Source organism: Sphingomonas sp. M6A6_1c (assembly GCF_053345135.1).
In genome coordinates this window covers 419,259-444,275 of the sequence record NZ_JBKEZO010000007.1, presented here as the reverse complement: position 1 = coordinate 444,275, position 25,017 = coordinate 419,259, and the positions used below count along the sequence as shown (strand labels likewise).

The following is a 25,017-nucleotide window of genomic DNA, read 5'->3' as shown; positions in this document are numbered from 1 at the left end:
CTCCGTCACGGCTTCGCCGCGCCACAGTGCCGGGTCGGTCATGCCCCCGGCATGACCTTGAACGGCCGGGGGCCGTTCAACCCGGCACTCCCTGGCGGGTAGGAATTTTTTCCAACACCCTCAATATCGATCCCGCCTCGGGCCGCAGCGGCGGGCGAGGTTCGCTTATGGCGGCGGTGACGGGGCTCGATCGGTGCCCCAAGTGATCCGTCACCCCGGCCTTGCGCCGGGGTCCCGCTTCTTCGGAACGGCGGGAAGGAGCGGGATGCCGGATCGGGTCCGGCATGACGGTGGATGGGAGCGCCGTCGCACCAATCCGATCGACCGTATGCGATAGCCCCGCCCGGGCAGCGGGAGATCCCGACCGCAATTTACCCTGTTCCCAACGTCATCCCCGGTTGACCCGACTCCCGCCGCAGCGCAGCATCGGGGGCATGGCCACGCATGACCCCGCTTCGCTTCCGCCGATCGCCAACAATCCCGACGTCCGGTTTCTCGGCGCGCAGCTCGGCGACGTCATCCGGGCCTATGGCGGCGAGGCGCTGTTCGAGGCGACCGAGGCGATCCGCCGTGCCTCGGTCGAGCGGCATCGCGGCACCGGCAGCAGCGACAGCGTCCACCAGCAGCTCCAGAACCTCGGCCTCGACGAGACGCTCGATTTCGTCCGCGGCTTCATGCTGTTCTCGATGCTCGCCAATCTCGCCGAGGACCGGCAGGGGATCGCCGCCGAACAGGGCGCCGACGTCGCCGCCGCGCTCGCCAAACTGGCGGACGAGGGGATCGGCCGCGATCAGGTCCAGCAATTGCTCAGCCATGCGCTGATCGTCCCGGTGCTCACCGCGCATCCCACCGAGGTGCGGCGCAAGAGCATGATCGACCATCGCAACCGCATCGCGCAATTGATGGCATTGAAGGACATGGGCCGCGACGAGACGCCCGATGGCGACCGCGTCGACGATGCGATCATCCGCCAGATCGCGTTGCTGTGGCAGACACGCGTGCTGCGCCGCGAGCGGCTCTACGTTACCGACGAGGTGGAGACGGCGCTGTCCTATATGCGCGAGGTGTTCCTGCCCGCGCTGCCCGCGCTCTACCAGCGCTGGGATCGCGCATTCGGTGAGCGCGTGCCGAGCTTCGTCAGGCCGGGCAGCTGGATCGGCGGCGACCGCGACGGCAATCCCTTCGTCACCGCCGACTCGCTGCGCACCGCGCTGGGCCGCGCGTGCGAGGCGGTGCTCGGCTTCTATCTGGAGGGCGTCCACGCGCTCGGTGCCGAATTGTCGATCTCGACACAGCACGTCCCCGTCGACGCGGCGGTCGAGGCGCTGGCTGAGGCGAGCGGCGACACCGCGGAGAGCCGGCTGGACGAGCCCTATCGCCGCGCCTTGTCGGGCATCTATGCGCGGCTCGCGGCGACGCATCAGGCGCTGACCGGCAAACCCGCGCCGCGGCTCGGCCAGCTGCACGGCGAGGCCTATGCCGATCCGCAGGCGTTCCGCGCCGATCTCGTCGCGATCGCGCACGGCCTGTCGCCAAAGGATACCGGGGCGGGTGCGCTCAAGACCAGCGGCGCGCTCGGCCGGCTGATCCGCGCGGTCGAGACGTTCGGCTTCCACCTCGCGACGCTCGACCTGCGCCAGAACAGCGCCGTCCACGAGCGCGTCGTCGCGGAATTGCTCAAGACCGCCGGCGTCGAGGCGGATTATCTCGCGCTCGACGAAGCGGCGCGGGTCGCATTGCTGCGCCGCGAACTCGCCAATGCGCGCCCGCTCGCCAGCCGCTTCATGACCTATTCGGAGGAGACGACCTCCGAACTGGCGATCGTGCAGGCGGCGGCCGACGCGCACGCCACATACGGCCCGGCGTGCATCACCAACTACATCGTCTCGATGGCGCAGTCGGTCTCCGACCTGCTCGAGATCAACCTGCTGCTCAAGGAGGTCGGGCTGTACCGGCCCGGCGACGCACCGAGCGCGGCGGTGATGGCGGTGCCGCTGTTCGAAACGGTCGGCGATCTGGAAGCCGCGCCGGGGATCATGACCGACTGGTTTGCGCTTCCGGAGATCGCCGCGATCGCGGCGAAGCGCGGCCATCAGGAAGTGATGATCGGCTATTCGGACAGCAACAAGGACGGCGGCTATCTCACCTCGACCTGGCAATTGTCGAAGGCGTCGACGGCGCTGAAGCCGGTGTTCGAGGCGGCGGGCGTCGGCATGCAGCTGTTCCACGGCCGCGGCGGCGCGGTCGGGCGCGGCGGCGGATCGGCGTTCGCGGCGATCCGCGCGCAACCGTCGGGGACGGTGCAGGGCCGCATCCGCATCACCGAACAGGGCGAGGTGATCGCCGCCAAATACGGCACCCGCGACAGCGCGATGACCAATCTGGAGGCGATCGCCGCGGCGACGCTGCTCGCCAGCCTCGAACCCGAGCGACTGTCCAATACGGAGAACGACGATTTCTGCGCGGCGATGGATGCGCTGTCGGACACCGCGTTCCACGCCTATCGCGACCTCGTCTACGGCGATTCCCATAAGGAGGCGGGAGGCTTCCGCACCTTCTTCCGCCAGATGACGCCGATCGGCGAGATCGCCGGGCTCAAGATCGGCAGCCGCCCGGCGAGCCGCAAGAAGAGCGACGCGATCGAGGATCTGCGCGCCATCCCCTGGGTGTTCAGCTGGGCGCAGGCGCGCGTGATGCTGCCGGGCTGGTACGGCGTCGGGCAGGCGATCGCGGGCTTCGCGGACAAGGGGCTGCTGAGGGAGATGGCGCAGGGCTGGCCCCTGTTCGCCTCGACGCTCGCCAATATGGAGATGGTGCTGGCGAAATCGGACATCGCGATCGCCGGCCATTATGCCGAACTGGTCGAGGACGAGGGGCTGCGCAACGGCCTCTTCGGCCGCATCCGCGATGCCTGGCAGCAGACGCACGACGGCCTGCTCGAAGTGACCGGGCAGACGCGATTGCTCGAAAAGCATCCGGCGCTCGATGCGTCGATCCGGCTGCGGTTGCCCTATATCGAGCCGCTCAACCTGTTGCAGATCGAGCTGATGAAGCGCCATCGCGCCGGCGAGGACGATCCGCGCATCGGCGAGGGCATCCTGCTGTCGATCAACGCGGTCGCGACCGCGCTACGCAACAGCGGCTAGGCGGCGCGCGAGCAGCAGGTCGACGATCTCCATCGCCAGCATCGCGACGGCGGCGCCGATGATCATGTCGATGAGGTAATGCGTGCCCTCGACCGGGGTGGCGAGCAGCATCGCCGCGACCAGCCCCGTCAGCCAGCGGCGCAGCGGCGGTGTGCGCCAGATCGTGCGCAGGTAGAGCGTGCCGGCGGCGGCGTGGAAACTCGGCGCCGAGACGAGCCCGCGCAGCGCTCCGAGATCGACCGCGTGGATGGTGTGCGCGCGCAGTGCCGGGATGAGGTTCGACTGCCAGGTCTCGCTGACCGGCATATAGGGCACCGCGCCGCGCCATAGATAGGACAGCGGCCCGATCGCGGGCATCAGCGTGAACAGCGCCAGCGTCAGCACCGCGGCGAGCCAGAACCCCGCGAGGAAGCGGTGTGCCTCGCGCCGCTGGCCGGTGTGGGCGAACCAGCCGAGCAGGATCGCGGGCGTGAGATAGATGCTCCCGTAACAGGCGATGCCGAGGATCTGCAGCGCGCGATGGTCGGCGACCAGCCGGTACCAGGCGAGCCAGTCGAAGCCGAGCGCGACGTCGATCCGTTGCAGCGTCTGATCGGCATAGCCGTGGGTGAGCGCGGCGAGCGGATAGCTCGCCACCGCGCCGGTCAGCGCGATCAGCGTGAACACGGCATAATAGCCCGCGCCGTCGCGCAGCGCCGCGGCATGGCGCCAGCCGCGCGGCACGACATGGCTGCGCACCGCGACGACGCAGACCGCGGCGAGCGCGAACGGCAGGTTGCTGCGGCTCCATAGCGCGACGCCAAGGTCGGCGCGGTGCAGCAGCCACGCGGTGGCGACGAGGCCGGCGAGCAACGCGGCGACGATCGTTGGGCGCGAGAAGCCGTGCGTCTCGGCGACGGCGCGGTGGGCGACATTCGGGGTAAGGGCGGGAAGGGCCGCGTGGACGCGCTGCGTTAGCATTCAACTGCCTTGGTCGTTCGGACGATGCTCGTCGTCCCGATTAGCTGAAGTGATGATGAATTGAATGCGTCGTTTGCGTGTCGGTCGCGGCGGGCGGGTGGATTCGTGCGAAGACGGTGCGGTGTGGGGGCGAGGTGGTCCGCCTCACCCCCATCGTCATCCCGGCGAAGGCCGGGACCCATGGTTGCGATGCTCGTCGCCGTCGCGCCTACCCTGTCCACCAGCGCGTCCATGGGTCCCGACTTTCGTCGGGATGACGAAAGGGAGGTCGCCGTCAGGCCTCGCTGACGAGCAATTTGTCGATCCGCCGGCCGTCGAGGTCGACCACTTCGAACCGCCAGCCCTGTTCCTCGAAGCTCTCGCCCTCGGCGGGAAGGTGGCGGAAGGCGGCGAGCGCGAGGCCCGCGACGGTCGCGTAATCGCGGTCCTCGGGCAGGTCGATGCCGAGCCGCTCGGCGAGCGCGTCGGCCGCCATCGTGCCCGCGACGAGCAGCGACCCGTCGTCGCGCACCACCACCGACGGTGCGTCGTCGGGATCGGCGTCGCTGGCGAATTCGCCGGCGATCGCGGCGAGCAGGTCGGCGGGCGTCACGATGCCTTCGAAATGACCGTATTCGTCGTGGATCAGCGCCATCGGCACCTCGGCCTGGCGCAGCGCGATCAGCGCGTCCATCGCATCGATCCGGTCGATCACCACCGGCGCCTTGCGCATCAGCTTGCGCAGGTCGAGCGCCTGTCCGCGGAACAGCGCCGCGGCGATGTCGCGCGCCTGGACGACGCCGATCACCGCATCGACCGAGCCGTCGGCGACCGGCAGCCGCGTGTGGGGCGTCGCCAGCAGCGTGTCGCGGATGCCCTCCGGCCCGAGATTGCAGTCGAGCCAGTCGACCTCGGTCCGCGGCGTCATCACCTCGCGCACCGGCCGGTCGGCGAGGCGGACGACGCCGGAGATGATCGTGCGCTCATGCTCCTCGATCACGCCCGACTTGGAGGCTTCGGCGACGATCAGGTGCAGCTCCTCCGCCGTCACCTGATCCTCCGATTCGCGGTTGAGGCGCAGGATGCGGAAGACGAGCGCGCTCGACGAATCGAGCAGCCACACCAGCGGCGCGCAGACGAGGGCGATATAGCGCATCGGCACCGCGACCAGCGACGCCACCGTCTCGGGCTTGCGCAGCGCGAATTGCTTGGGAACGAGCTCGCCGATGATCAGCGAGGCGTAGGTGGTGAGGCCGATGACCAGCGCGAAGCCCGCGGTCTGCGCCGTCTCCGCCGACAGGCCGAACGCCTGCAGCCGCGCCGCGGTGGGGCCGCCGAGGCTCGAGCCCGAATAGGCACCCGCGAGGATGCCGATCAGCGTGATGCCGATCTGGACCGAGGACAGGAACTTGCCGGGATCGGCGGCGAGCTTGAGCGCGGCGGCGGGGCCCTTGCGCCCCGAGCGCGCCATCGCCTCCAGCCGCGCCTTGCGCGACGAGACGATCGCCAGCTCGCTCATCGCGAACACGCCGTTGAGCGCGACCAATGCGAGGATGATCACGACGTCGATCCAGGGGAAGGGCGGAAGCGGTGCCATCGGCGGACGTGTCTTTGCCGCACAACGCGTGCGGCGACAACTGCCTGTATCACGATAGCGTGATTATGCGTGTCAGCCGCGGTTCAGATCGCAGGCGGAACAAGCCATAACGGACCCGAGTTTAGCCGGGAACGAACGTGAAAGGGATGTCATGAAGTCGAAGTTCCTCGCCGCCGCGGCGCTTGCCGCGCTGGTCACCACCAGCGCCTGCACCACCGATCCCGAGACCGGCGAGCGCCGCATCTCGAAGACCGCGATCGGCGGCATCGGCGGCGCGCTGGGCGGCTATCTGCTCGGCGACCTCGTCGGCGGGCGGCGCGACCGGACCGAGAAGATCCTCGGCGCCGGCATCGGCGGCCTCGCCGGAGCGGGGATCGGCGCCTATATGGACAAGCAGGAGCGCGACCTGCGCGCGCGTACCGCGGGCACCGACGTGCAGGTGACGCGCGAGGGCGACAATCTGGTGCTCAACATCCCGTCGGGAATCACCTTCGCCTATGACAGCGCCGACGTGCAGCCGCAGTTCCGCCGCACGCTCGATCAGGTCGCCGAGACGCTGGCGCAATACAATCAGACGTACATCGACGTGTACGGCCATACCGATTCGACCGGATCGGACGCGTACAACCAGACGCTGTCGGAGCGGCGCGCGACGTCGGTGGCGGATTATCTGGCGAGCCGCGGCGTGCAGCCGGCGCGAATCGGCACGCGCGGCTTCGGCGAGACGCAGCCGATCGCGTCGAACGACACCGACGCGGGCCGGGCGGCGAATCGACGCGTCGAGGTGAAGATCGTGCCGATCTCGCAGAACGACCTGCGGTGATTCGCGGTGCCGCCCCGGTTCGGGCCGGGGCGGCGGTTTGGTTCGCGCGAAGCCGCGAAGAAGATTTTCGCGCGGAGGCGCGGAGGGTGTCGCGTTGGTGGCGCGCGCTACAAACTGAATCGTCATCCCGACGAAAGTCGGGACCCATGGATGCGGTGGCGGCAATGATTCGCGAACCCCCGGCAGCACCGAGACCATGGGTCCCGACTTTCGTCGGGATGACGAATTGGGATGACGAAATTGGGGTGAGGGGGGTGGCCGGTCCACTACCTACCCTCCGCGCGAACTAACCTCGCGCCGGCGCCCTTACCGCCGCGCCCGGAAGAACGTCCGCAGCAGGTCGGCCGCCTCGTTTTCGCCGATCCCGCCATACACCTCCGGCCGATGATGCACCGTCGGCTGTGCGAACAGCAGCGGGCCGTGTTCGATCGCCCCGCCCTTGGGGTCGCTCGCGCCATAATAGAGCCGCGCGATCCGGGCATGCGCGATCGCGCCGGCGCACATCGCGCACGGCTCCAGCGTCACCCAGAGTTCGGCGTCCTCCAGCCGGTCGCGGCCGAGCGCGGCGGCGGCGGCGCGGATGACGCGCATCTCGGCATGGGCGGTGGGGTCGCACAGCGCGCGCGGCGCATTGGCGGCGACCGCGACGATCTCGCCGCGCCACACGAGCGCGGCACCGACCGGTACTTCGCCGGCCTCCGCCGCCTCTGCCGCGGCATCGAGCGCGCGGCGCATCGGGATCGGCAGCGGGAACATCGCCTCGCCCTGCCGATCCCGATCGATCGGGTAAAGCCTATTGCGCGTTGCCCGGCTTCTCGACGTTCACCGTGGGAACGGCGACCGTCTTGTTCTCGGTGCCGACGCTGACGCGGGCGACGTCCGCCTTGAACTGCGGCGCCTGGACGACGGCAGGATGCGTCTGGTCGATGCTGACCAGGCCGAACTGCATCGCCGCGACCACGACCAGCGCGACGATCCCGAGCAGTACCAGCAACGTGCGCATGCGATTTCCCCTACCGACGACCTTTACGATGGCGTAACAACGCCGGTGCGGCGACTCCGTTGCATCGCCGCTGGTTGACGGCGCTGGTTGACGGGGGCGCCGATTGCCGCTAGTGGCGCCGACTTTCCGGGCAACCGAATTCAGGATCAAAAACCATGTCGCGCATTTGCGAGCTGACCGGCAAGGGCCGGCAGGTGGGCAACAACGTTTCCCACGCCAACAACAAGACCAAGCGTACGTTTCTGCCGAACCTGCAGAACGTCACGCTGATCTCCGATTCGCTCGAAAAGGGCGTGCGCCTGCGCGTTTCGACGCACGGCCTGCGTTCGGTCGAGCATAACGGCGGCCTCGACAATTGGCTGGTCAAGACCAGCGAGGACAAGCTCTCGCTGCGTTGCCGCCGCCTGAAGCGCGAGATCGTCAAGAAGCTGGCGACGACGTCGACGGCGGAAGCCGCCTAAGCCTATCGCTTTGCGATTGCCGCGGTTCGAAGCCCGCTGCTCCCCGGGAGCGGCGGGTTTTCGTCGTGGCGTGCGGATCAGCGCTCCAGCCGGAACTTGAGCAACAGCGTGCGTTGCAGCACCGACTGATTGTCGTCCGACACCAGCCAGACGATCGTCCGGCCGCGTTCCACCGTCGTCGCGACGCCTTCGAAATTGTCGTGGATCAACGGCGCGTCGAGCGTCGCAAGCAGCCTGCCACGCACCACCGCCCCCGGCCGGATCGCCGCGGCGCGCACCAGCGACAGCCGGTTGCTGAACCGATAGGGCAGGCGGAAGGCGCGATCGAGCACCAGCAGATCCCCATTGGGCAAGGCGGTCGCGTCGGAGGGATCGAAGCGGCCGTAGCTCAGATAGGCGAACCGGTGCGGCCGGGTGGCGATCGGATCGCCCGGAAAGATCAGCGCGTCGCGGCTGGCGAGCCGTGCCGCCTCGGGTCCGTGCCAGCGTGACCGGGGAACGTGGCGCATCTCGCTGATCGCGACGAATCGCCCGTCGGGCAGGCGTGCGAGCGATTCGGGGCCGCCGTTGTCGGGCCAGCGCGCCATCTCCCGCGGCGCGCGCTGCGCCTGCGCCCGCGCGAAGCCGGCCGTATAGCGCCAGATCGCGTTCGCGCGTTCGAAGCCGACCCAGATCGCCCCCGTCTTCGGATCGCGCGCCATCGATTCGCTGTCGCGGTCGCGCTTCTCCCAGCCGATGCCGGGGCCGCCGGGCAGGTTGCGGAAGCGCAGCGCGCGCGGGGCCCAGTCGGCGCCCATCGTGAAGGCGACGACGTTGCCGCCGTCGCTCAACAGGGTGAAACGGTCGCCGTCGGCCTGCGGCACGACGCTCAGCGACGAATAGCCACCGAAAGCGGGATCGAGGCTGCGCAGCGCGACCCCGCCGAGATAGGTGAGCGACCCCAGCCGCCGGCGCTGCGGATCGTGCGGGTCGAGCGCCACCGGCGTGGCGATCAGTTGCGGCTTGTCGCCGAGCAGCGCCAGCCGCTGCTCCCCGGTCCAGCCGGGGACGAGCAGCAGGACGGCGAGGACGACGAACAGGACGCGCATCGCGCCTCCATAAGCGGCGGGCGCGGCGGCGATAGCCTGAACGCACGATAACGGAGGCATTCAGGGTCCGCTCAACGCGAATCGGGCAAATGATGTGCATCGACGACGGTAAGGTCCCCACCGGGCCGCCGCCGAGTTGGACAGATTTTCGGGAGAAGACCCATGATGAAGACCCTGAGCCTCGCCGGCGCCGCCCTCGCGATGACCGCCGCCGCGCTCGTCCCCGCAACCCCTGCCGCCGCGCAGCGCGGCTATTACGGCGGCTACGACCGTGGGTACGAGCAGCGCGGCTACGACCGCGGCTATCGTGACGACCGCGGCTATCGTGACGACCGCGGGTATCGGGACGATCGCGTCTATCGCGGCGGTCGCGGCTATTATGGCGATCGCGGCTATCGCGGCGGCCAGCGTTGCAACAGCGGCACCACCGGCACGATCGTCGGCGCGATCGCCGGCGGCCTGCTCGGCCGCACGATCGACACCCGCGGCGACCGTGCGCTCGGCACCGTGCTCGGTGCCGGTGCGGGCGCGCTCGCCGGCCGCGCGGTCGAACGCTCGGACCGTCCCGGTTACTGCCGCTAAGCGGCAGTGCTTGCCCTCGCGTAGCGTTTCGAGGGGTGGAGCCCGGTTGCCGTATGGCGACCGGGCTTCGTGTTGTTGGGGAGATGGCGAGGCTTGATCGGATGGCTTCGGGCAAGCCGTCACGCCCGATGTGTTAGGGGATTGTTGCGGGACGCCTAGTGTATCCCGGCGAAGGCGGGGCCTCTGCGAACGCGTGATGTACCCCGGTACAGGATTGGTGGATGAGGGGCCGATGCTCTCGGACGTCTCGGCCCCGTTCGGGGGTGACGGTCGGGACCGATCAGGACGCCGGCAAAGCCGTCGTCGGACGGGTTCGGCTTTGGCCGACCCGCCGGCCGTGACCGTTCGTGCGCTGCGCGCACCGGCGCGGGCGCGGCCGCGCCTCGAACGGTCAGTACATATGCTGGCCGCCGTTGATGCTCAGCGTCGATCCGGTCACGAAGCCGGCCTCGTCCGAGCACAGGAACGCCACGCCGCGCGCGATCTCGCTCGCCTGGCCGAGGCGGCCGACCGGGATCTTGGCGACGATCTTCTCCAGCACGTCGCCGGGCACCGCGGCGACCATGTCGGTGTCGATATAGCCCGGCGCGATCGCATTGACCGTCACGCCGACGCGCGCGCCCTCCTGCGCCAGCGCCTTGGTGAAGCCGTGGATGCCCGATTTCGCCGCGGCGTAATTGACCTGGCCATATTGGCCGGCCTGCCCGTTGATCGAGCCGATGTTGACGATCCGCCCCCATTTGCGCTCGCGCATGCCGGGAAAAACCGCTTTCGCCATGTTGAAACAGCCGCCGAGGTTGGTGTCGATCACCTCTTTCCACGCCTCGTACGTCAGCTTCAGGATCGTGCCGTCGCGGGTGATGCCGGCGTTGTTGACGACGATGTCGACCGGGCCGAGCTCGGCGGCGACCTGCGCGCAGCCCTGCTGGCAGGCCGCATGATCGGCGACGTCCCATTTGAACGCGGGGATGCCGGTTCGTTCGGTGAAGGCGCGGGCGCGTTCATCGTTGCCGGCGTAATTGGCGGCGACGGTGACCCCCGCCTCCTGCAAGGCGAGGCTGATCGCCTCGCCGATGCCACGCGTACCACCCGTGACGATCGCTACCCTGGCCATCCGAACCTCTCCCTTATGCTTAACCCAAGGCTAGGCAGGGGCCGCCGGACTGGCAATGGCCGTAACGTAATTTTACGTGTCGGCGACCCAGCCGGCGAGTTCGCGCGCGATCAGCGTGCGCAGCATCGCCATCCCCGGTGCGCCGTCGTTGAGGCAGGGCAGATAGGCGAAATCGGTGCCGCCCGCGGTCATGAAGCTCTCGCGGCCGCGGATCGCCAGTTCCTCCAGCGTTTCGAGACAGTCGGCGGAGAAGCCCGGCGCGATCACCGCGACCTTGCGCACGCCCTTGGCGGGCAGCGCCTCCAGCGTCTCGTCGGTCGCCGGGCCAAGCCATTTCGCCGGGCCGAACCGCGACTGGAAGGCGACCACCAGCTCGCGCCCCATCGCCTCGCCGAGCAGCCGCGCGGTCTTCTGGCAGTGGCAATGATAGGGGTCGCCGAGCTGGAGCGTCCGCTTGGGCATGCCGTGGAAGCTGGCGATCACCGCATCGGGGACGAAATCGAGCGCCGCGATCTGTACCTCGACCTGCGTCTTGAGCGCGGCGATATAGGCGGGATCGTCGTGATAGGGGGGCAACGTGCGGATCGCCGGCTGCCAGCGCATGCCGGCGAGCGCGGCGAACGCCTTGTCGTTGGCGGTCGCCGTCGTCGCCGCGCAATATTGCGGGTAGAGCGGCGCGATCAGGATGCGTTCGCACCCTGCGTCCTTGAGCGCGGTCAGGCGATCGGCGATCGCCGGGTTGCCGTAGCGCATCGCATAATCGACCAAGACGCCCTCGCCGAACGCGCCCTGCAGGGCCTGCGATTGCCGGCGGGTGATCGCGGCGAGCGGCGAACCTTCCTCGCTCCACACCAATCCATAGGCATGCGCCGACTTCTTCGGCCGCGTGTTGAGGATGATGCCGCGCAGGATCGGCTGCCACGCGATCGCCGGGATCTCGACGACGCGCTTGTCCGACAGGAATTCGCCGAGATAGCGTTTGACCGATTTGGCGTCGGGGCCGTCGGGGGTGCCGAGATTGGTCAGCAACACCCCGATCTTGCGGGCGGGGATCGGCGGATGGTCGGCGGGGATCAACATCTTACCGCCTTAGCGGCAGGTGACGCAGGCGGATACCGGTTGCGGCATGCAGCGCGTTGGCGATCGCCGGGGCGACCGCGGGGACGCCGAGCTCGCCGACCCCGCCGGGCGGTTCGTCCGAACGGACGATCTCGACGACGATATCGGGCGTATCGGCGAGCCGGGGCAGCGCGAGGCCGGCGAGCCCGCGCACGTCGCTGCGCCCCGCGGTGATCCCCGTCGTGGCGCCGAGCGCGTGGGCGAGGCCGAAGATCAGCCCGCCCTCGATCTGTTGCAGCACCAGATCGGGGTTGATCGTCCGCCCGCAATCGACCGCGGCGACGAGTCGCGCGACGCGCGGGCGGCCGTTCGCCATCTCCGCCTCGGCGAGCACCGCGATATGGCTGCCGCGGAAGCTGTGGCAGGCGATGCCCTGGCCCGATCCCGCCGCGCCGCCCGACCAGCCGCCGAGCGCGGCGACGGTGGTGAGGCAGCGCGCCAGCCGCGCGTCGCCGCCGAGCATGCCGATCCGGTAGGACAGCGGCTCGGTGCCGGCGACCTGCGCGAGTTCGTCGACGAACGATTCGGTGAAGAAGGCGGTATAACCGTGCGCGCCGCCACGCAGATGGCCGGTGGGGACGCCGATCTCCGCGGGGTGATGATCGATCCGCAGCGCCGGGATGCGATAAAGCGGCTGCGCACCGGCGACCGCATAGGGATCGCCGGTGCCGAGCGCCCAGCCGCTGCCGGGCAGCAGCCGGCGGGCGAGCGCATGGCCGGTGGCGGGGGCGGCGATCGCCCCGTGCCACGCCGCGATCGCGCCGTTGCTCGACAGGCGGGCGCGCAGCCGCGCGTGCGCGGGCGGGCGGAAGCGGTCGTGCGCATTGTCCTCGCCGCGCGACCAGACGAGGCTGACCGGGCGCTTGAGCCGCATCGCGAGCAGCGCGGCCTGTTCGGCGACCAACGGGTCGAGCGTCGCGCCGAAGCCGCCGCCGGCGAGCGTCGGATGGATGACGACCGCGCTTTCGCTGATCCCCGCGACCTCTGCCGCGGCGGCGCGGGCGGCGGCGGGGGCCGCGGTCGGCAGCCAGAGTTCAAGCCGGCCGTCGCGCCACGCGGCGGTGGCGCTGGTCGTCTCCAGCGCGGCGTGGACGCCGAGGCCGGCGGTATAGTCTGCGGTGACGACGCCGGCGCCGTCGAGCAACGTGCCGAGGTCGCCGACCGCGGCGATGCGCTGGCTCGGCCCGGCGAGCGCGTCCGCGAGGCTGCGCGCGATGCCGGCGCTGTCGGGAAGCGGCGCGTCGCTGGCGAAGCGCGGCGCGAGCGCGTCGAGCGCGCGCTGCGCGGTCCAGCCGGTGGTGGCGATCGCGGCGACCCAGCGCGGCGTCTCGACCACCGTCAGCACGCCGCGGATGCGATCGGCGGCGGCGCGGTCGACGCCGATCAGCCGGGCGTCGCCGATCGGCCCCTGACGGATCGCGGCATGGACCATGTCGGGCAGGCGGATGTCGCCGGCGAAACCGGCGGAGCCGTCGACCTTGGCGGGCACGTCAAGCCGCGGCAGCGCGCGGCCGACGAGCTTGCCCGCGCCCTGCACGCCGATCGGCAGCGGATCGGGGATGGCCTCGCCGGCGGCGGCGGCGGCGAGGTCGGCGAAACGGAGGCGCTGCACGCCGTGCGTGACGAAGCCGGCGTCGACCGCGTAATCGCTCCAGCCGACGCCCCAGCGCCGCGCCGCCGCCTTGCACAGCAACGCGCGTGCGGCGGCACCGGCGGTGCGGCAATCGTCCTCGAACATCCGCACCGAGGTCGATCCGCCGGTGACGATCAGCGCGCCGCGGCGTGCGACGGTCATCTCGATCGAGTCGGGCAGATGGGTCAGCGTGCCTTCGAACAATTCGTCGAGCGCGAGCAGGTTGGCGTAGAGCGGGTTGATCGGCGCCGCCTCCACCCCGACGGTGCGCCAGTCCGCGCCAAGCTCGTCGGCGACGATCTGGGGGAGGGCGGTATAGACGCCTTGCCCGTGTTCGAGCTGCGGCACCGCGACGGTGACGTGGCCATCGGCGCCGATCTTGAGCCAGGCGCCGAAGCCGGTCTCGCCGACGATGGTGGCGAGATTGGGCGCATAGCGGCGCGGCCACACGCCCCAGGCGACGATCAGCCCGACCCCGGCACCGCCGCCGATCAGGAACTTGCGTCGGGTGGGGCTGTCCATCGCTCGGGCTGTATCGGGGCTTGCCGGGTGTGGGAAGGTTCGGACGGAGATTTGCGCGTGGCGGCGTTGCCGCTCACGGGGAGGGCGCGCACCGCCAGAGTTCGAGACGTACCCTTCATCCACCCGTCACCCCGGACTCGTTCCGGGGTCCACCCGTCCACGGGAGCAACGCCGTCCGCTCCTGCGGAACGATGCGAAGTGTCGCGACCTACGCGCATTGATTCGGAAAGCACCGCCCCCCAACGGCGCATCACCGTCGCAGGCGAGCGTTATCTCACATCCTCAGCACGGATAGGTCTTCGCCAATACCCTCGCGTAACCCTCCTTCAGCGGCAGCTTCTTCTCCGCGGGCGAGAGTGCGTCGAGGCCGCCGAGCATTTGCAGGATGCCGATCTTGGCGCCGTCGGGCATGCAGGCGATCGGCTTCTTGCCGGCGGCGACGCGGGCGGCGCTGTCGGCGCGGAGCTGGCGGGTGGCGGCGTCGGCTTCCGCCTTGAGCACCGGATAATCGGGGTTGGTCAGCGCGGTGAAGGGATTCTCGCGCAGCGGCGCGGCGCGGGTGAGGAAGGTGCCGACGCTCATCGCGGCGCTGGCCGGGGCCGCGGCGGCAAGGGAAACGGCAAGGGCGATCAAGGCTTTAGGCGACATCGGCGGCACTCCGGGTGGGAATGCCGCCGATTAGCGCGAACAAACTGACGGCGGGCTGAACCGCCATCCAGGCTTAGGCCCCCGCGGGCGCCGGATTGCCGAACGGGCCGCCGGGGCGGCGCGTCTTGGGGATCGAGGTGCCGGCGCGCGGCACGCTCGGCTTGGGGCCGGAATCGACGCGACCGATCTCCTCGCCGGCGATCAGCTTCTTGATCTCGTCGCCCGACAGCGTCTCGTATTCGAGCAACGCTCCGGCGAGCAGATGAAGCTGATCGACATGCTCGGTCAGCAACTGCTTGGCGCGGGCGAGCCCGCCCTCGACGATGCCCTTGATCTCGTCGTCGATCAGCTGCGCGGTCGCATTCGACATGCGGACCGGCTGCGACGAGGAATAGCCGAGGAACGATTCGCCCTCGGGCTGGGCATATTCGACCGGGCCGACCTTGTCCGACATGCCCCATTTGGTGACCATGTCGCGCGCCAGACCGGTGGCGTATTGGATGTCGCCCGAGGCTCCCGAAGACACCTTGTCATAGCCGAAGATGATCTCCTCGGCGACGCGGCCGCCCATCGACACCGCGAGGTTGGCGTACATCTTGTCGCGATGGTAGCTGTAACTGTCCCGCTCCGGCAGGCGCATCACCATGCCCAGCGCACGGCCGCGCGGGATGATCGTCGCCTTGTGGATCGGGTCGCTCGCCTGTTCGTGGATCGAGACGATCGCATGGCCCGCCTCGTGATAGGCGGTCATCCGCTTTTCGTCCTCGGTCATCACCATCGAACGCCGCTCGGCGCCCATCATGACCTTGTCCTTGGCCTCTTCGAACTCGGCCATCGCGACCAGCCGCTTGCCCTTGCGCGCCCCCATCAGCGCCGCCTCGTTGACGAGGTTGGCGAGATCGGCGCCCGAGAAGCCCGGCGTGCCGCGCGCGATCACCCGCGCATCGACGTCGGGCGCCAGCGGCACCTTCTTCATATGGACTTCGAGGATCTTGATCCGGCCCTCGATATCCGGGCGCGGCACGACGACCTGACGGTCGAAGCGACCCGGACGCAGCAGCGCGGGATCGAGCACGTCGGGGCGGTTGGTCGCCGCGACGATGATGATCCCCTCGTTCGCCTCGAACCCGTCCATCTCGACGAGGAGCTGGTTGAGCGTCTGCTCGCGCTCGTCGTTGCCGTTGCCGAGGCCGGCGCCGCGATGGCGGCCGACCGCGTCGATCTCGTCGATGAAGACGATGCACGGCGCGCTCTTCTTGGCCTGTTCGAACATGTCGCGGACGCGGCTGGCGCCGACGCCGACGAACATCTCGACGAAGTCCGAGCCCGAGATGGTGAAGAACGGTACGCCCGCCTCACCCGCGATGGCGCGGGCGAGCAGCGTCTTGCCGGTGCCGGGCGAACCGACCAGCAGGGCGCCCTTCGGGATCTTGCCGCCGAGGCGCGCGAACTTGGTCGGGTCCTTGAGGAAGTCGACGATCTCGGTCAGCTCTGCGCGCGCCTCGTCGATTCCGGCGACATCGTCGAAGGTGACCTTGCCTTCCTTCTGCGTCAGCATGCGCGCGCGGCTCTTGCCGAAGCCCATCGCGCCGCCGCCGGTGTTCTTCTGCATCTGCTTGATGACGAAGAAGGCGATGCCGAGGAACAGCAGGAACGGCAACGACTGGTACAGCAGCAGCATCCACATCGACGTGCCCTCGTCGGGCTTGGCGGCGATGGTGACGTTCTTCTGGCGCAGATGCGGGACCAGCGTCGGGTCCTGGATCGGATAGGTGCGGAACGTCTCCCCGCTCGAATAGGTGCCGGTGATGACGTCGCGGCTGATCGCGACATCCTTCACGGTGCCTTCGTCGACCTGGTCGAGGAATTTCGAATAAGCGACGGTGTTGCGCGCACCGGCGGTGTTCGGTCCGTTGAACATCGTGACGAACAGCGCGAGCGCGAGCAGGATGCCGACCCAGATGAGCAGGCTCTTCATCCAGGGGTTGCCGCCGTTGCCACCGTTGCCGCCATCGCCGTTCTGGGGCTGCTTGTCGTTATCGTTCATGGGGAACCTTTCGCAGCACAAGATAGGCGTGTGCAGGTTAATGGCAATGGAACGCTCAGCTTGATTCGGCCGATCCGGAAGAACGACGCGCCGGGGCGGGGCGGAAACGCCAGCTGTCGCCGTGCGGCGACACCAGCACGCCCGCCTGCGTCGCCCGCCGGCCGGCGGCGAGCGCGTCGAGCAGCGCCTCGATATTCGCCGAGTCGCTCCATTTCGGCGCGGGCAAAGCGGCGGCCTCGACCACCGTGCCGATCGCGCGGCGGGCGAGGCGGCGGACGAGTTCGCGGGGCAGGCCGGCGACGTCGATCCGCACCCCGGCGCCATCGACCGCCGCGCGGCTCGACCACAGCCATTCGACGATCGCGCGCACGTCGCCGTCCGCCTCGGCAAGCGCGGCGGCGGCACGGGCGAGCTGCGGCGGCCCGAGCCATTCGTTGGCGTCGAGCAGGCGGCGGAAGCGGGTGCGGTCGTGCGCCGGATCGGTGTTGGTGGGATCGTCGACGAACGGCGCCTCGGCGCGGCGGACGATCGCGCGCAATTCGGCACGGCGCCATTCGAGCAGCGGGCGGATGACGATCGCGCCCTCGATCGTCGCAAGCGGCCGCACCCCGGCGAGCCCGGCGATGCCCGATCCGCGCGCGGCGCGCATCAGGAAGGTCTCGGCCTGGTCGTCGGCGTGGTGCGCGGTGGCGATCGTCTCGGCGCCGACGCCGCGGGCATGGTCGGCGAGCAGGCGATAGCGGACCTGCCGCGCCGCCGCCTGGATGCTCGCGCCGGTGATTGGCGCGTCGGGGATCAGCGTCGCATGCGGCACGTGGAGCAAGGCGCAATGATTGGCGACCATCTCCGCCTCCGCGGCGGCGGCGGCGCGCAGCCGGTGGTCGACCGTCGCGACGCGGATGCGGCCGGGGAAGGTCGCCGCGGCGAGCGTCAGCATCGCCATCGAATCGGGCCCTCCCGACACGGCGAGCAGGATCGCCCCGCGCGGCTCGGCCCCGAGCGCGCGGTTCAGGTCGTGATGGAACCGCTCCGCCGCGACGGCGAACGGGTCACTTGCACTTGGCGGCGGTACGGCCCTTCTGGACATCGGCCTTCATGCTCGGAGAGATTTTGGTGCCATAGACGTCGGTCAGCTCGCCGTAGACCTTGCAGGCGTCGGCCGGCTTGTTGAGCTTCATCAGCGCCTGGGCGAGGTAATAGAGGCTGTCGGGGGCGCGTTCGCCGTCCGGCATCTTCTTGTAATTGTCGTAGAAGGCCATCGAGGCGAGGCTCGGCTTGCCCTCGTCGAGATAGGTGCGGCCGAGCAGGTTCTGCGCCCAGCTCGCGCGGCGATGCTTGGGAAAGTCGGTGACGACCTTCTTGAGCTGCGTCTCGGCCTGCGGATATTGCTTCGCCGCCCACAGGCGATAGCCGTAGAGATATTCGTCCTCGGGCGTGTCGCCGGTGCTGGGCTTGTCGACCTTGGCGCCGGCCACCGCGGCGGCGGAGGGGCCGGTGTCGCCCGCCGCGGCGACCGCGACCGGCGTATTGGTCTTGGCGGGTGCCCGCGTCGGCCGCGCCGCGCCGTCGGCCGCGCCATCGTCGCCACCATTGAGCGGCGCCGAGCCGGCTGCGGCGGCGAGCGCGGGAGTGGTCGCCAGCGATTTCAGCTGCGCGTCGTTGCTGCGCTTATACGCGTCGAACTGATCCTGGAGCTGGCGCATCTTGAACCCGGTCTGCTCGATCTGGTCGGTCATCGACGCCATCTGCTGCTCCAGCGCGGTGACGCGGCCGGTGAGGTCGGCGACCGCGCTGGTCGCCGGCGTGCCGCCCGCCTGCTGCGGCGCGTCGGGGCGGGTGATCTCGGGCTGGAGATACTGGCCGGCACCGCCCGGGAACACCTTGCGCTGCACCGCGCGCATCTCGCTCTCGAGCTTGCCGACACGCCCTTCGACGTTGCTCTGCGCCGCGGCGGCGACCGGGATCAGCGAGGTGGCGGCAAGCGCCCAGATGATCGTACGCATAATCTTGGCACCCCCCGGCGCGGCTTGGGTCAATTCCATGCCGCCATAGCTGCATCCGGCCACCTGTCGCCAGCCTTAAGGTGCGAAAGAATTGCCTGTCGCGGCCGGCTCTTGCGGGACGATGCGATCGGCCGCGGCGGTGCCGCCGGCGTCGCTGCGCCGATTGCCCCCGTCTCGTCGCGCGCCCGCGGTGCGGGTCGGGCGCGCCGCCGCCGTCGGCGTCGCGGTGGGCTGGCCGGCGGGCTGGCCGGCGAGGCGCAGCGCCACCGCCGAGCCGCTGACCGCGACGTCCTTGATCGGGCGCGACCCGTCGCCGAGCGGCGGGATCGCCGAGCCGTTGAGCGTCACCGCCAATTTGTCGGGGCGGCCGACGTTGATCATCGGGTCCTTGGCGGCGGCGGGCACCTCGAACCGGTCGCCCGGCTTCATCGTCCCCTGGAACAGCACCTTGTTGTCGGCATCGTAGACGCGCAGCCATACCGTATCGGTCGCGGTCAGCACCACCTGCCCGCCGGTCGGGATCGCCGGCGACGGCGCCGCGGCGGGTTTCGGCGCGACCGCCTGCGTGGCGACGTCGTCGCTCGCCGCGGTGGTGGTGGCGGCATGCGGCTGGAACAGGCTGCTGCCGTACCAGAGCGCGACGAGGATCAGCACCGCGAGCGCGACGCCGGCGCCGATCACCGCAATGCCGCGCGAGGGCACCCGCGCCGGATCGGCGGTGACATAGGGGACGTATTCGGGCTGCCGCGGCCCGAGCTGGTCGAGCTCGCGGCGCACGTCCTGCGCGATCGACACCTCGTCGGCGTCGACGGCGCGGGCATAGGCCTTGGAAAAGCCCATCGCATAGGTCGGCGAGGGCAGCAGGGCATAGTCGCCGGTCTCCAACGCCTCCAGATGCCGCTGCGGCACGCGCGTCCGCGCCGCGACTTCGGCCAGGCTCAGCCCCCGGATCTCCCGCGCTTGGCGCAACCGTTCACCCGGGCGAGCCGGGGCAACGGGGGTCGGGTTCGGCTGGCCGGGATCGACCTCGTCCATTCGTGTCTCCAAGGGAGGGCTGCGGATCGCTGACGTTCATGACATTCCCCGATGCCCAGCCGCAAGTCAACGCGGGGTGCCTGCGGTTCGGCAGCCTTTCAGGCCAGATCGACGCCGCTCTGCACCGCCCATTGGGTCAGCGCGCCGCGCATGTCGCGCGGCGGATGCGCAATCAGCTCGGCGACGAAGCGCTGGACCGCGGCGTGATCGAGGCTGCGCACCATCGCCTTGATCGGCCCGATCGCCGCCGGGGTGATCGACAACCGATCGATTCCCAATCCGATCAACGCCATGGCCTCGACCGGCCGGCCCCCCATCTCGCCGCAGACGCCAAGGTCGACGCCCGCCGCGCGGCACGGCCCGATCACCCGCGACAGGAAGCGCAGGATCGACGGGCTCAGCCAGTCGTAGCGTTCGGCGAGCCGCGGATTGGCGCGGTCGGCGGCAAATAAAAATTGCGTGAGGTCGTTGGTGCCGACCGACAGGAAGTCGATGTCGGGCAGCAGCAGGTCGAGCTGTTCGGCGAGCGCGGGCACTTCGAGCATCGCGCCATAACGGATCGCCAGCGGCGGCCGCCGCCCGCGCGCGTCGAGCCACGTCCGCTGCGCCTCGAACAAGGCCTTCGCCTCGGCGAATTCCCACGCCTCCGACACCATCGGGAACATGACGTTGAGCGTGCGCCCCGCCGCCGCCTCGATCAGCGCGCGCGCCTGGACCTTCATCAGGCCGTCGCGGTCGAGCGCGAGCCGCAGCGCGCGCCAGCCCATCGCCGGATTCTCCTCGTCGGCGTCTTCCTTGTTGAGATAGGGCAAGGCCTTGTCGCCGCCGATATCGACGGTGCGGAAGATCACCGGGCGCGTCCCCGCCGCGTCGAGCACCTCGCGATAGAGCCGCTGCTGGCGCTCGCGCTGCGGCAGCGTCGCCGAGACGAGGAACTGGAATTCGGTGCGGAACAGGCCGATGCCGTCGGCGCCGGTCACGTCGAGCGCGGCGACGTCGTCGCGCAGTCCGGCATTGACCATCAGCGTGACGCGGTGACCGTCCTTCGTCACCGGCGGCACGTCGCGCAGCGCGGCGAAGGCGGCTTTCCGTTTCTGGCGCATCGCGAGCTTGGCTTCGAACGCCTCCTCCATCGCCGCCGAGGGGCGGACGAAGACGTTGCCGGCAACCGAATCGAGCAGCAGCAGGTCGCCCTCGGCGATCAGCCGGCGGACGTCGCGGACGCGGCCCAGCACCGGCACGCCCATCGCGCGCGCGACGATCGTGACATGCGCGGTGAGCGATCCCTCTTCCAGGATCACGCCCTTGAGCCGCCGCTTGTCATATTCGAGCAATTCGGCGGGGCCGAGGTTGCGCGCGATCAGGATCGTGTCCTGGCGCAGCCCCATCTGCGCCGCGGTGCCCATCTGCCCCGAGACGATGCGCAGCAGCCGGTTGGCCAGATCCTCCAGATCGTGCATCCGGTCGGCGAGCAAAGGATCGTCGATCTGCCGCATGCGCTGGCGGGTGCGTTGCTGGACGCGCTCGATCGCCGCCTCGGCGGTCAGCCCCGAATCGATCGCCTCGTTGATCCGCCGCGCCCAACCCTCATCATAGGCGAACATCTTGTAGGTCTGGAGGACCTCCTCATGCTCGCCGCCGACGCCGAACTCCGCCTCGCGCGTCATCCGGTCGATCTGCTCGCGCATCTTGTCGAACGCGGCATAGACGCGGTGGCGTTCGGCGTCGGTATCCTCGGCGACGGTATGTTCGACGACGATGCGCGGCTGGTGGAAGACGGCGTGGCCCGACGCCATGCCCTCGACCAGTTTCTGTCCCGGCAGGCGCACCGCCGCGGTCGATTGCGGCCGGTCGGTGCCGGTCGTCGCGCTGTCGATCAGTCCGGCATTGGCGATCAGTTCGGACAGCACCATCGCGACCGTCTGCAACGCCTCGATCTCGACGTCCTGATATTTGCGCTGCTCGCTATGCTGGACGGCGAGCACGCCGACCGCGCGCTCGCGGCGGATGATCGGCACGCCGGCGAAGCTGTGATAGCGTTCCTCGCCGGTCTCGGGCTTGTAGGCGAAATCGGGGTGGCTCGCCGCCTCGTCGAGGTTGAGCACCTCGACATCCTCGGCGATCGAGCCGACCAGTCCCTCGCCGAGCGCCAATTTGGTGACGTGGACCGCCGCCTGGTCGAGCCCGCGCGTCGCGAACAGTTCGAGCACGCCCTCGCGCAGCAGATAGATCGAGCAGACCTCGCTATCCATCGCCTCGGCGATGATGCCGACGACGGCGTTGAGCTTGGCCTGCGCCGGGTTGCGCCCCGCCATCACGTCGTGAAGGCGGGTCAGGATCTCACGGGCGGATGCGGCGGCCGAACTGGGCATGACAGCAGGGCTAACAGATGCAGGCGCGGGGTGCCATGCACCATTCGTCGGGGGTGGGGGGTACTGAAGATCAAATTCCTCCCCCGCAGAGGTGGCAGTGCGAAGCACTGACGGAGGGGGAGGATACGGCGGACTTGGTCGTTCGCGGAGACGCCCCCTCCACCACCGGCCTGCGGCCGGCGGTCCCAGCGCAGGGTCGATCATGCCCCCGGCATGATCTTGGATTGCCGGGGGCAATCCAACCCTGCACTCCCGCTAAAGCGAGGGAGGATTTAGCGTTTAACCATCGCTGGCGCGTTCGATGTCGGCGCCGACGGCGGAGAGCTTCTCCTCCAGCCGTTCGTAGCCGCGGTCGAGGTGGTACACCCGCGCGACAGAGGTCTCGCCCTCCGCCGCCAGCCCGGCGAGGATCAGGCTCATCGACGCGCGCAGGTCGGTCGCCATCACCGGCGCGCCGACCAGCCGGTCGACGCCCTTGACCACCGCGGTGCGGCCGTGGACCTGGATGTCGGCGCCCATCCGCGCCAATTCGGGCACGTGCATGTAGCGGTTCTCGAAGATCGTCTCGGTCAGCACGCTGGTGCCCGACGCCTTGCACAGCATCGCCATGAACTGCGCCTGCATGTCGGTCGCGAAGCCGGGATAGGGCGCGGTCGACAAGGTGATCGGGCCGAGCGGCGCGCTGGCCTCCACCGACACGCCGTCGCGCGTCTCGGTCACCGTCACGCCCGCCTCGCGCAGCGCGTCGATCGTCGCCTGCATGTCGGCGGCGTTGGCGCCGAGCAGTTCGAGCGAGCCGCCGGTGATCGCCGCGGCGCAGGCATAGCTGCCCGCCTCGATCCGGTCGGGCATCACCGCATAGGTCGCGCCGTGCAGCCGGTCGACGCCCTCGATCTCCAGCGTCTCGGTGCCGATCCCCTCGATCCGCGCGCCCATCGCGACGAGGCAGTTGCACAGATCGACGATCTCGGGTTCGCGCGCCGCATTCTCGATCACGCTGCTGCCCTTGGCCAGCACCGCCGCCATCACGACATTCTCGGTCGCGCCGACCGACACCACCGGAAAGCGATAGCGCCCGCCGGAGAGCCGCCCGCCGGGCGCGGTCGCCTTGACGTAGCCCGCCGCCATTTCCAGCTCGGCGCCGATCGCCTCCAGCGCCTTCAGGTGCAGGTCGATCGGGCGGTTGCCGATCGCGCAGCCGCCGGGCAGCGACACAGTCGCCTCGCCGGCGCGCGCCAGCACCGGGCCGAGCACCAGGATCGACGCGCGCATCTTGCGGACGATGTCGTACGGCGCCTCGGTCGAGGTGAGCTTGCCGGCGCGGATCGTCATCACCCGGCCGAAATCCTCGGGCCGCGTCCCCTCGATCCGGGTCGAGGCACCCAATTGGTTGAGCAGATGGCCGAACCCGTCGACATCGGCGAGCCGCGGCAAATTGCGCAGCGTCAGCGGTTCGTCGGTGAGCAGCGCGCAGGGCATCAGCGTCAGCGCGGCGTTCTTGGCGCCGGAAATGCGAAGGCGGCCCGACAGACGATTGCCGCCGCGAATGAGGATACGGTCCATCCCCGTCGTCTAACGCGCCGCCACGCCCGCGCAAGACGCGAATGCGGCGGCGGGCGATCGGGGCATATCGAGAACTTTAACCCTGCTTGTTGATTGATTTTAATGCACCGACTTGGGGTGCTGCTACCCAGAATCGATTAATTGGGGGAATTCAACAGCGTGACGACCAGTTGCCTCGCCGAACGCCTCGGCGAACTGATCGACCTGTCGGACAATGAGAAGGCGGCCCTCGACAGCCTCGAACAGCGCGAGCGGACGCTGCGCCGCGGTGCCGTGCTGCTGCGCGAACACGACAAGTCGCCCGAATTGTTCGTGGTCAAACGCGGCACGATGATGAGCTATGTCATCCTGCCCGACGGCAGCCGCCAGATCCTGCGCTTCCTGTTCCGCGGCGATCTGGTGGCGATGGCGGGGCTGGTCTATCGCAACTCGCCCGAGACGGTGATCGCGCTCACCGAATGCGCGGTCGCGCCGGTCGAGCGGTCGGCGATCGGCACGATCAGCGCCGATCATCCGCGGCTCGCCGCGCTGCTGATCGCGCTCGACCAGATCGAGCGCGTCGGGCTCACCGACCGGCTCGCCGGGCTCGGCCGCACCTCCGCCAAGGCGCGGGTCGCGGCGTTGCTGATCGATATCCGCCACCGGCTGCGCGCCGTCGACGGCGCCGCCGGCAACACCTTCCAGCTCGGGCTGACGCAGGAGGAGATCGGCGACGCCACCGGGCTCACCGCAGTGCACGTCAACCGCATGCTGCGCCAGTTGCAGGACGAGGGGATGATCGCACGCGACGGCGGCCGGATGACCTTCGTCGACGAGGCGATGCTGGTGCGCACCGCGCATCACACCGCCCGCGACACCGCGCGCGCGGCGGGCCTCGACCTCGGCTGGCTGCCGACGCCGCGCTAGTGCCGCGGCAAGGGCGCGGTTGGAGCTACGCTTTCTCCAGCGTGCATTGCAGCGGATGCTGGTTCTGGCGGGCGAAGTCCATGACCTGCCCGACCTTGGTCTCGGCGACCTCGTAGGAAAAGACGCCGCAGACGCCGACGCCCTTCTGATGGACGTGCAGCATCACCCGCGTCGCCTCTTCCATGTTCATCCGGAAGAAGCGTTGCAGGCACAAGACGACGAATTCCATCGGGGTATAATCGTCGTTGAGCATTAACACGCGGTACGGCGTCGGCTGTTTGGTCCGCGTGCGGGTCTTGGTGGCGAGGCCGGTGCCCTCATCGGTTCCATCGTCGCGGCGTTCGGCCATCGTGATCGCTTCAACTGTCATGGTGATCGCCGAAATATGGCACGCCGGGCGCGCGGAGCAAGGGGGC

At 69.5% G+C, this 25,017-nt stretch carries 21 protein-coding genes; 5 read left to right on the top strand and 16 right to left on the bottom strand.

Annotation, left to right across the window (positions count from 1 at the left end; genetic code table 11):
• Positions 1 to 434: 434 nt before the first annotated feature.
• The gene (gene ppc / locus ACLBWH_RS17365; protein WP_447800083.1) at positions 435 to 3,146 is read left to right on the top strand and encodes a phosphoenolpyruvate carboxylase; all 2,712 of its coding nucleotides are present in this window, start codon (positions 435 to 437) and stop codon (positions 3,144 to 3,146) included.
• Here the strand turns inward: ppc and ACLBWH_RS17360 are convergent.
• Positions 3,129 to 4,106: a phosphatase PAP2 family protein gene (locus tag ACLBWH_RS17360; protein ID WP_447800081.1), complete on the bottom strand. Its 978-nt coding sequence runs from the start codon at positions 4,104 to 4,106 to the stop codon at positions 3,129 to 3,131. The two genes, ppc and ACLBWH_RS17360, sit on opposite strands and share 18 nt — an antisense overlap.
• 274 nt (positions 4,107 to 4,380) lie before the next feature.
• On the bottom strand, positions 4,381 to 5,682 hold the full coding sequence (locus ACLBWH_RS17355; protein ID WP_322848345.1) for a hemolysin family protein: 1,302 nt from the start codon (positions 5,680 to 5,682) through the stop codon (positions 4,381 to 4,383).
• A gap of 151 nt (positions 5,683 to 5,833) precedes the next feature.
• On the opposite strand from ACLBWH_RS17355, the gene ACLBWH_RS17350 reads away from it, so the two are divergent.
• The gene (locus ACLBWH_RS17350) at positions 5,834 to 6,505 is read left to right on the top strand and encodes an OmpA family protein (RefSeq protein WP_322848346.1); all 672 of its coding nucleotides are present in this window, start codon (positions 5,834 to 5,836) and stop codon (positions 6,503 to 6,505) included.
• Positions 6,506 to 6,811: 306 nt separating this feature from the next.
• Here ACLBWH_RS17350 and ACLBWH_RS17345 read toward each other — a convergent pair whose 3' ends face one another.
• The gene (locus ACLBWH_RS17345; RefSeq protein ID WP_447800099.1) at positions 6,812 to 7,240 is read right to left on the bottom strand and encodes a nucleoside deaminase; all 429 of its coding nucleotides are present in this window, start codon (positions 7,238 to 7,240) and stop codon (positions 6,812 to 6,814) included.
• Positions 7,241 to 7,298: 58 nt separating this feature from the next.
• Positions 7,299 to 7,508 (bottom strand): hypothetical protein, encoded by a 210-nt coding sequence (locus ACLBWH_RS17340; protein ID WP_322848347.1) that lies wholly within the window; start codon positions 7,506 to 7,508, stop codon positions 7,299 to 7,301.
• Between the two features lie 155 nt (positions 7,509 to 7,663).
• Here ACLBWH_RS17340 and rpmB point away from each other — a divergent pair, with 155 nt between their 5' ends.
• Complete coding sequence (gene rpmB, locus ACLBWH_RS17335; RefSeq protein ID WP_038664329.1) at positions 7,664 to 7,969, top strand: 50S ribosomal protein L28; 306 nt, start codon at positions 7,664 to 7,666, stop codon at positions 7,967 to 7,969.
• Positions 7,970 to 8,046: 77 nt separating this feature from the next.
• Here the strand turns inward: rpmB and ACLBWH_RS17330 are convergent, their stop codons facing one another.
• Complete coding sequence (locus ACLBWH_RS17330; RefSeq protein WP_447800079.1) at positions 8,047 to 9,057, bottom strand: esterase-like activity of phytase family protein; 1,011 nt, start codon at positions 9,055 to 9,057, stop codon at positions 8,047 to 8,049.
• Between the two features lie 162 nt (positions 9,058 to 9,219).
• Between ACLBWH_RS17330 and ACLBWH_RS17325 the strand changes: the two genes are divergently transcribed.
• Positions 9,220 to 9,639, top strand: coding sequence for a glycine zipper 2TM domain-containing protein (locus tag ACLBWH_RS17325; RefSeq protein ID WP_447800077.1), 420 nt, complete (start codon positions 9,220 to 9,222; stop codon positions 9,637 to 9,639).
• A 391-nt stretch (positions 9,640 to 10,030) separates the two neighbouring features.
• Here ACLBWH_RS17325 and phbB read toward each other — a convergent pair whose 3' ends face one another.
• The 10 genes from phbB to murA form a co-directional block, all read right to left on the bottom strand.
• On the bottom strand, positions 10,031 to 10,753 hold the full coding sequence (phbB, locus tag ACLBWH_RS17320; protein WP_322848350.1) for an acetoacetyl-CoA reductase: 723 nt from the start codon (positions 10,751 to 10,753) through the stop codon (positions 10,031 to 10,033).
• A 72-nt stretch (positions 10,754 to 10,825) separates the two neighbouring features.
• Complete coding sequence (hemH, locus tag ACLBWH_RS17315; RefSeq protein WP_447800075.1) at positions 10,826 to 11,833, bottom strand: ferrochelatase; 1,008 nt, start codon at positions 11,831 to 11,833, stop codon at positions 10,826 to 10,828.
• Position 11,834: 1 nt separating this feature from the next.
• Positions 11,835 to 14,027, bottom strand: coding sequence for a molybdopterin cofactor-binding domain-containing protein (locus ACLBWH_RS17310; RefSeq protein ID WP_447800073.1), 2,193 nt, complete (start codon positions 14,025 to 14,027; stop codon positions 11,835 to 11,837).
• Positions 14,028 to 14,309: 282 nt separating this feature from the next.
• The gene (locus tag ACLBWH_RS17305; protein WP_447800072.1) at positions 14,310 to 14,660 is read right to left on the bottom strand and encodes a hypothetical protein; all 351 of its coding nucleotides are present in this window, start codon (positions 14,658 to 14,660) and stop codon (positions 14,310 to 14,312) included.
• 88 nt (positions 14,661 to 14,748) lie between these two features.
• Complete coding sequence (ftsH, locus tag ACLBWH_RS17300; RefSeq protein ID WP_322848354.1) at positions 14,749 to 16,722, bottom strand: ATP-dependent zinc metalloprotease FtsH; 1,974 nt, start codon at positions 16,720 to 16,722, stop codon at positions 14,749 to 14,751.
• Positions 16,723 to 16,777: 55 nt separating this feature from the next.
• Positions 16,778 to 17,809: a tRNA lysidine(34) synthetase TilS gene (tilS, locus tag ACLBWH_RS17295; RefSeq protein WP_447800069.1), complete on the bottom strand. Its 1,032-nt coding sequence runs from the start codon at positions 17,807 to 17,809 to the stop codon at positions 16,778 to 16,780.
• Positions 17,772 to 18,725, bottom strand: coding sequence for a tetratricopeptide repeat protein (locus ACLBWH_RS17290; RefSeq protein WP_322848356.1), 954 nt, complete (start codon positions 18,723 to 18,725; stop codon positions 17,772 to 17,774). The genes tilS and ACLBWH_RS17290 overlap by 38 nt, the downstream gene beginning before the upstream one ends.
• Positions 18,726 to 18,800: 75 nt before the next feature.
• A complete protein-coding gene (locus tag ACLBWH_RS17285; protein ID WP_447800068.1) occupies positions 18,801 to 19,694 on the bottom strand; it encodes a helix-turn-helix domain-containing protein in 894 nt (297 codons plus the stop codon).
• Between the two features lie 164 nt (positions 19,695 to 19,858).
• Positions 19,859 to 22,132 carry a phosphoenolpyruvate--protein phosphotransferase gene (gene ptsP, locus ACLBWH_RS17280; RefSeq protein WP_322848358.1) on the bottom strand — a complete coding sequence of 758 codons (2,274 nt, stop codon included), beginning with the start codon at positions 22,130 to 22,132 and terminating at the stop codon, positions 19,859 to 19,861.
• Between the two features lie 279 nt (positions 22,133 to 22,411).
• Positions 22,412 to 23,695, bottom strand: coding sequence for a UDP-N-acetylglucosamine 1-carboxyvinyltransferase (gene murA / locus ACLBWH_RS17275; RefSeq protein WP_447800067.1), 1,284 nt, complete (start codon positions 23,693 to 23,695; stop codon positions 22,412 to 22,414).
• A gap of 159 nt (positions 23,696 to 23,854) precedes the next feature.
• Between murA and ACLBWH_RS17270 the strand changes: the two genes are divergently transcribed.
• Positions 23,855 to 24,601 carry a Crp/Fnr family transcriptional regulator gene (locus ACLBWH_RS17270; RefSeq protein ID WP_447800066.1) on the top strand — a complete coding sequence of 249 codons (747 nt, stop codon included), beginning with the start codon at positions 23,855 to 23,857 and terminating at the stop codon, positions 24,599 to 24,601.
• Positions 24,602 to 24,626: 25 nt separating this feature from the next.
• Here the strand turns inward: ACLBWH_RS17270 and clpS are convergent, their stop codons facing one another.
• Entirely contained in the window at positions 24,627 to 24,950 is a 324-nt protein-coding gene (gene clpS / locus ACLBWH_RS17265; RefSeq protein WP_038664297.1) for an ATP-dependent Clp protease adapter ClpS, read from the bottom strand.
• Positions 24,951 to 25,017 lie beyond the last annotated feature (67 nt).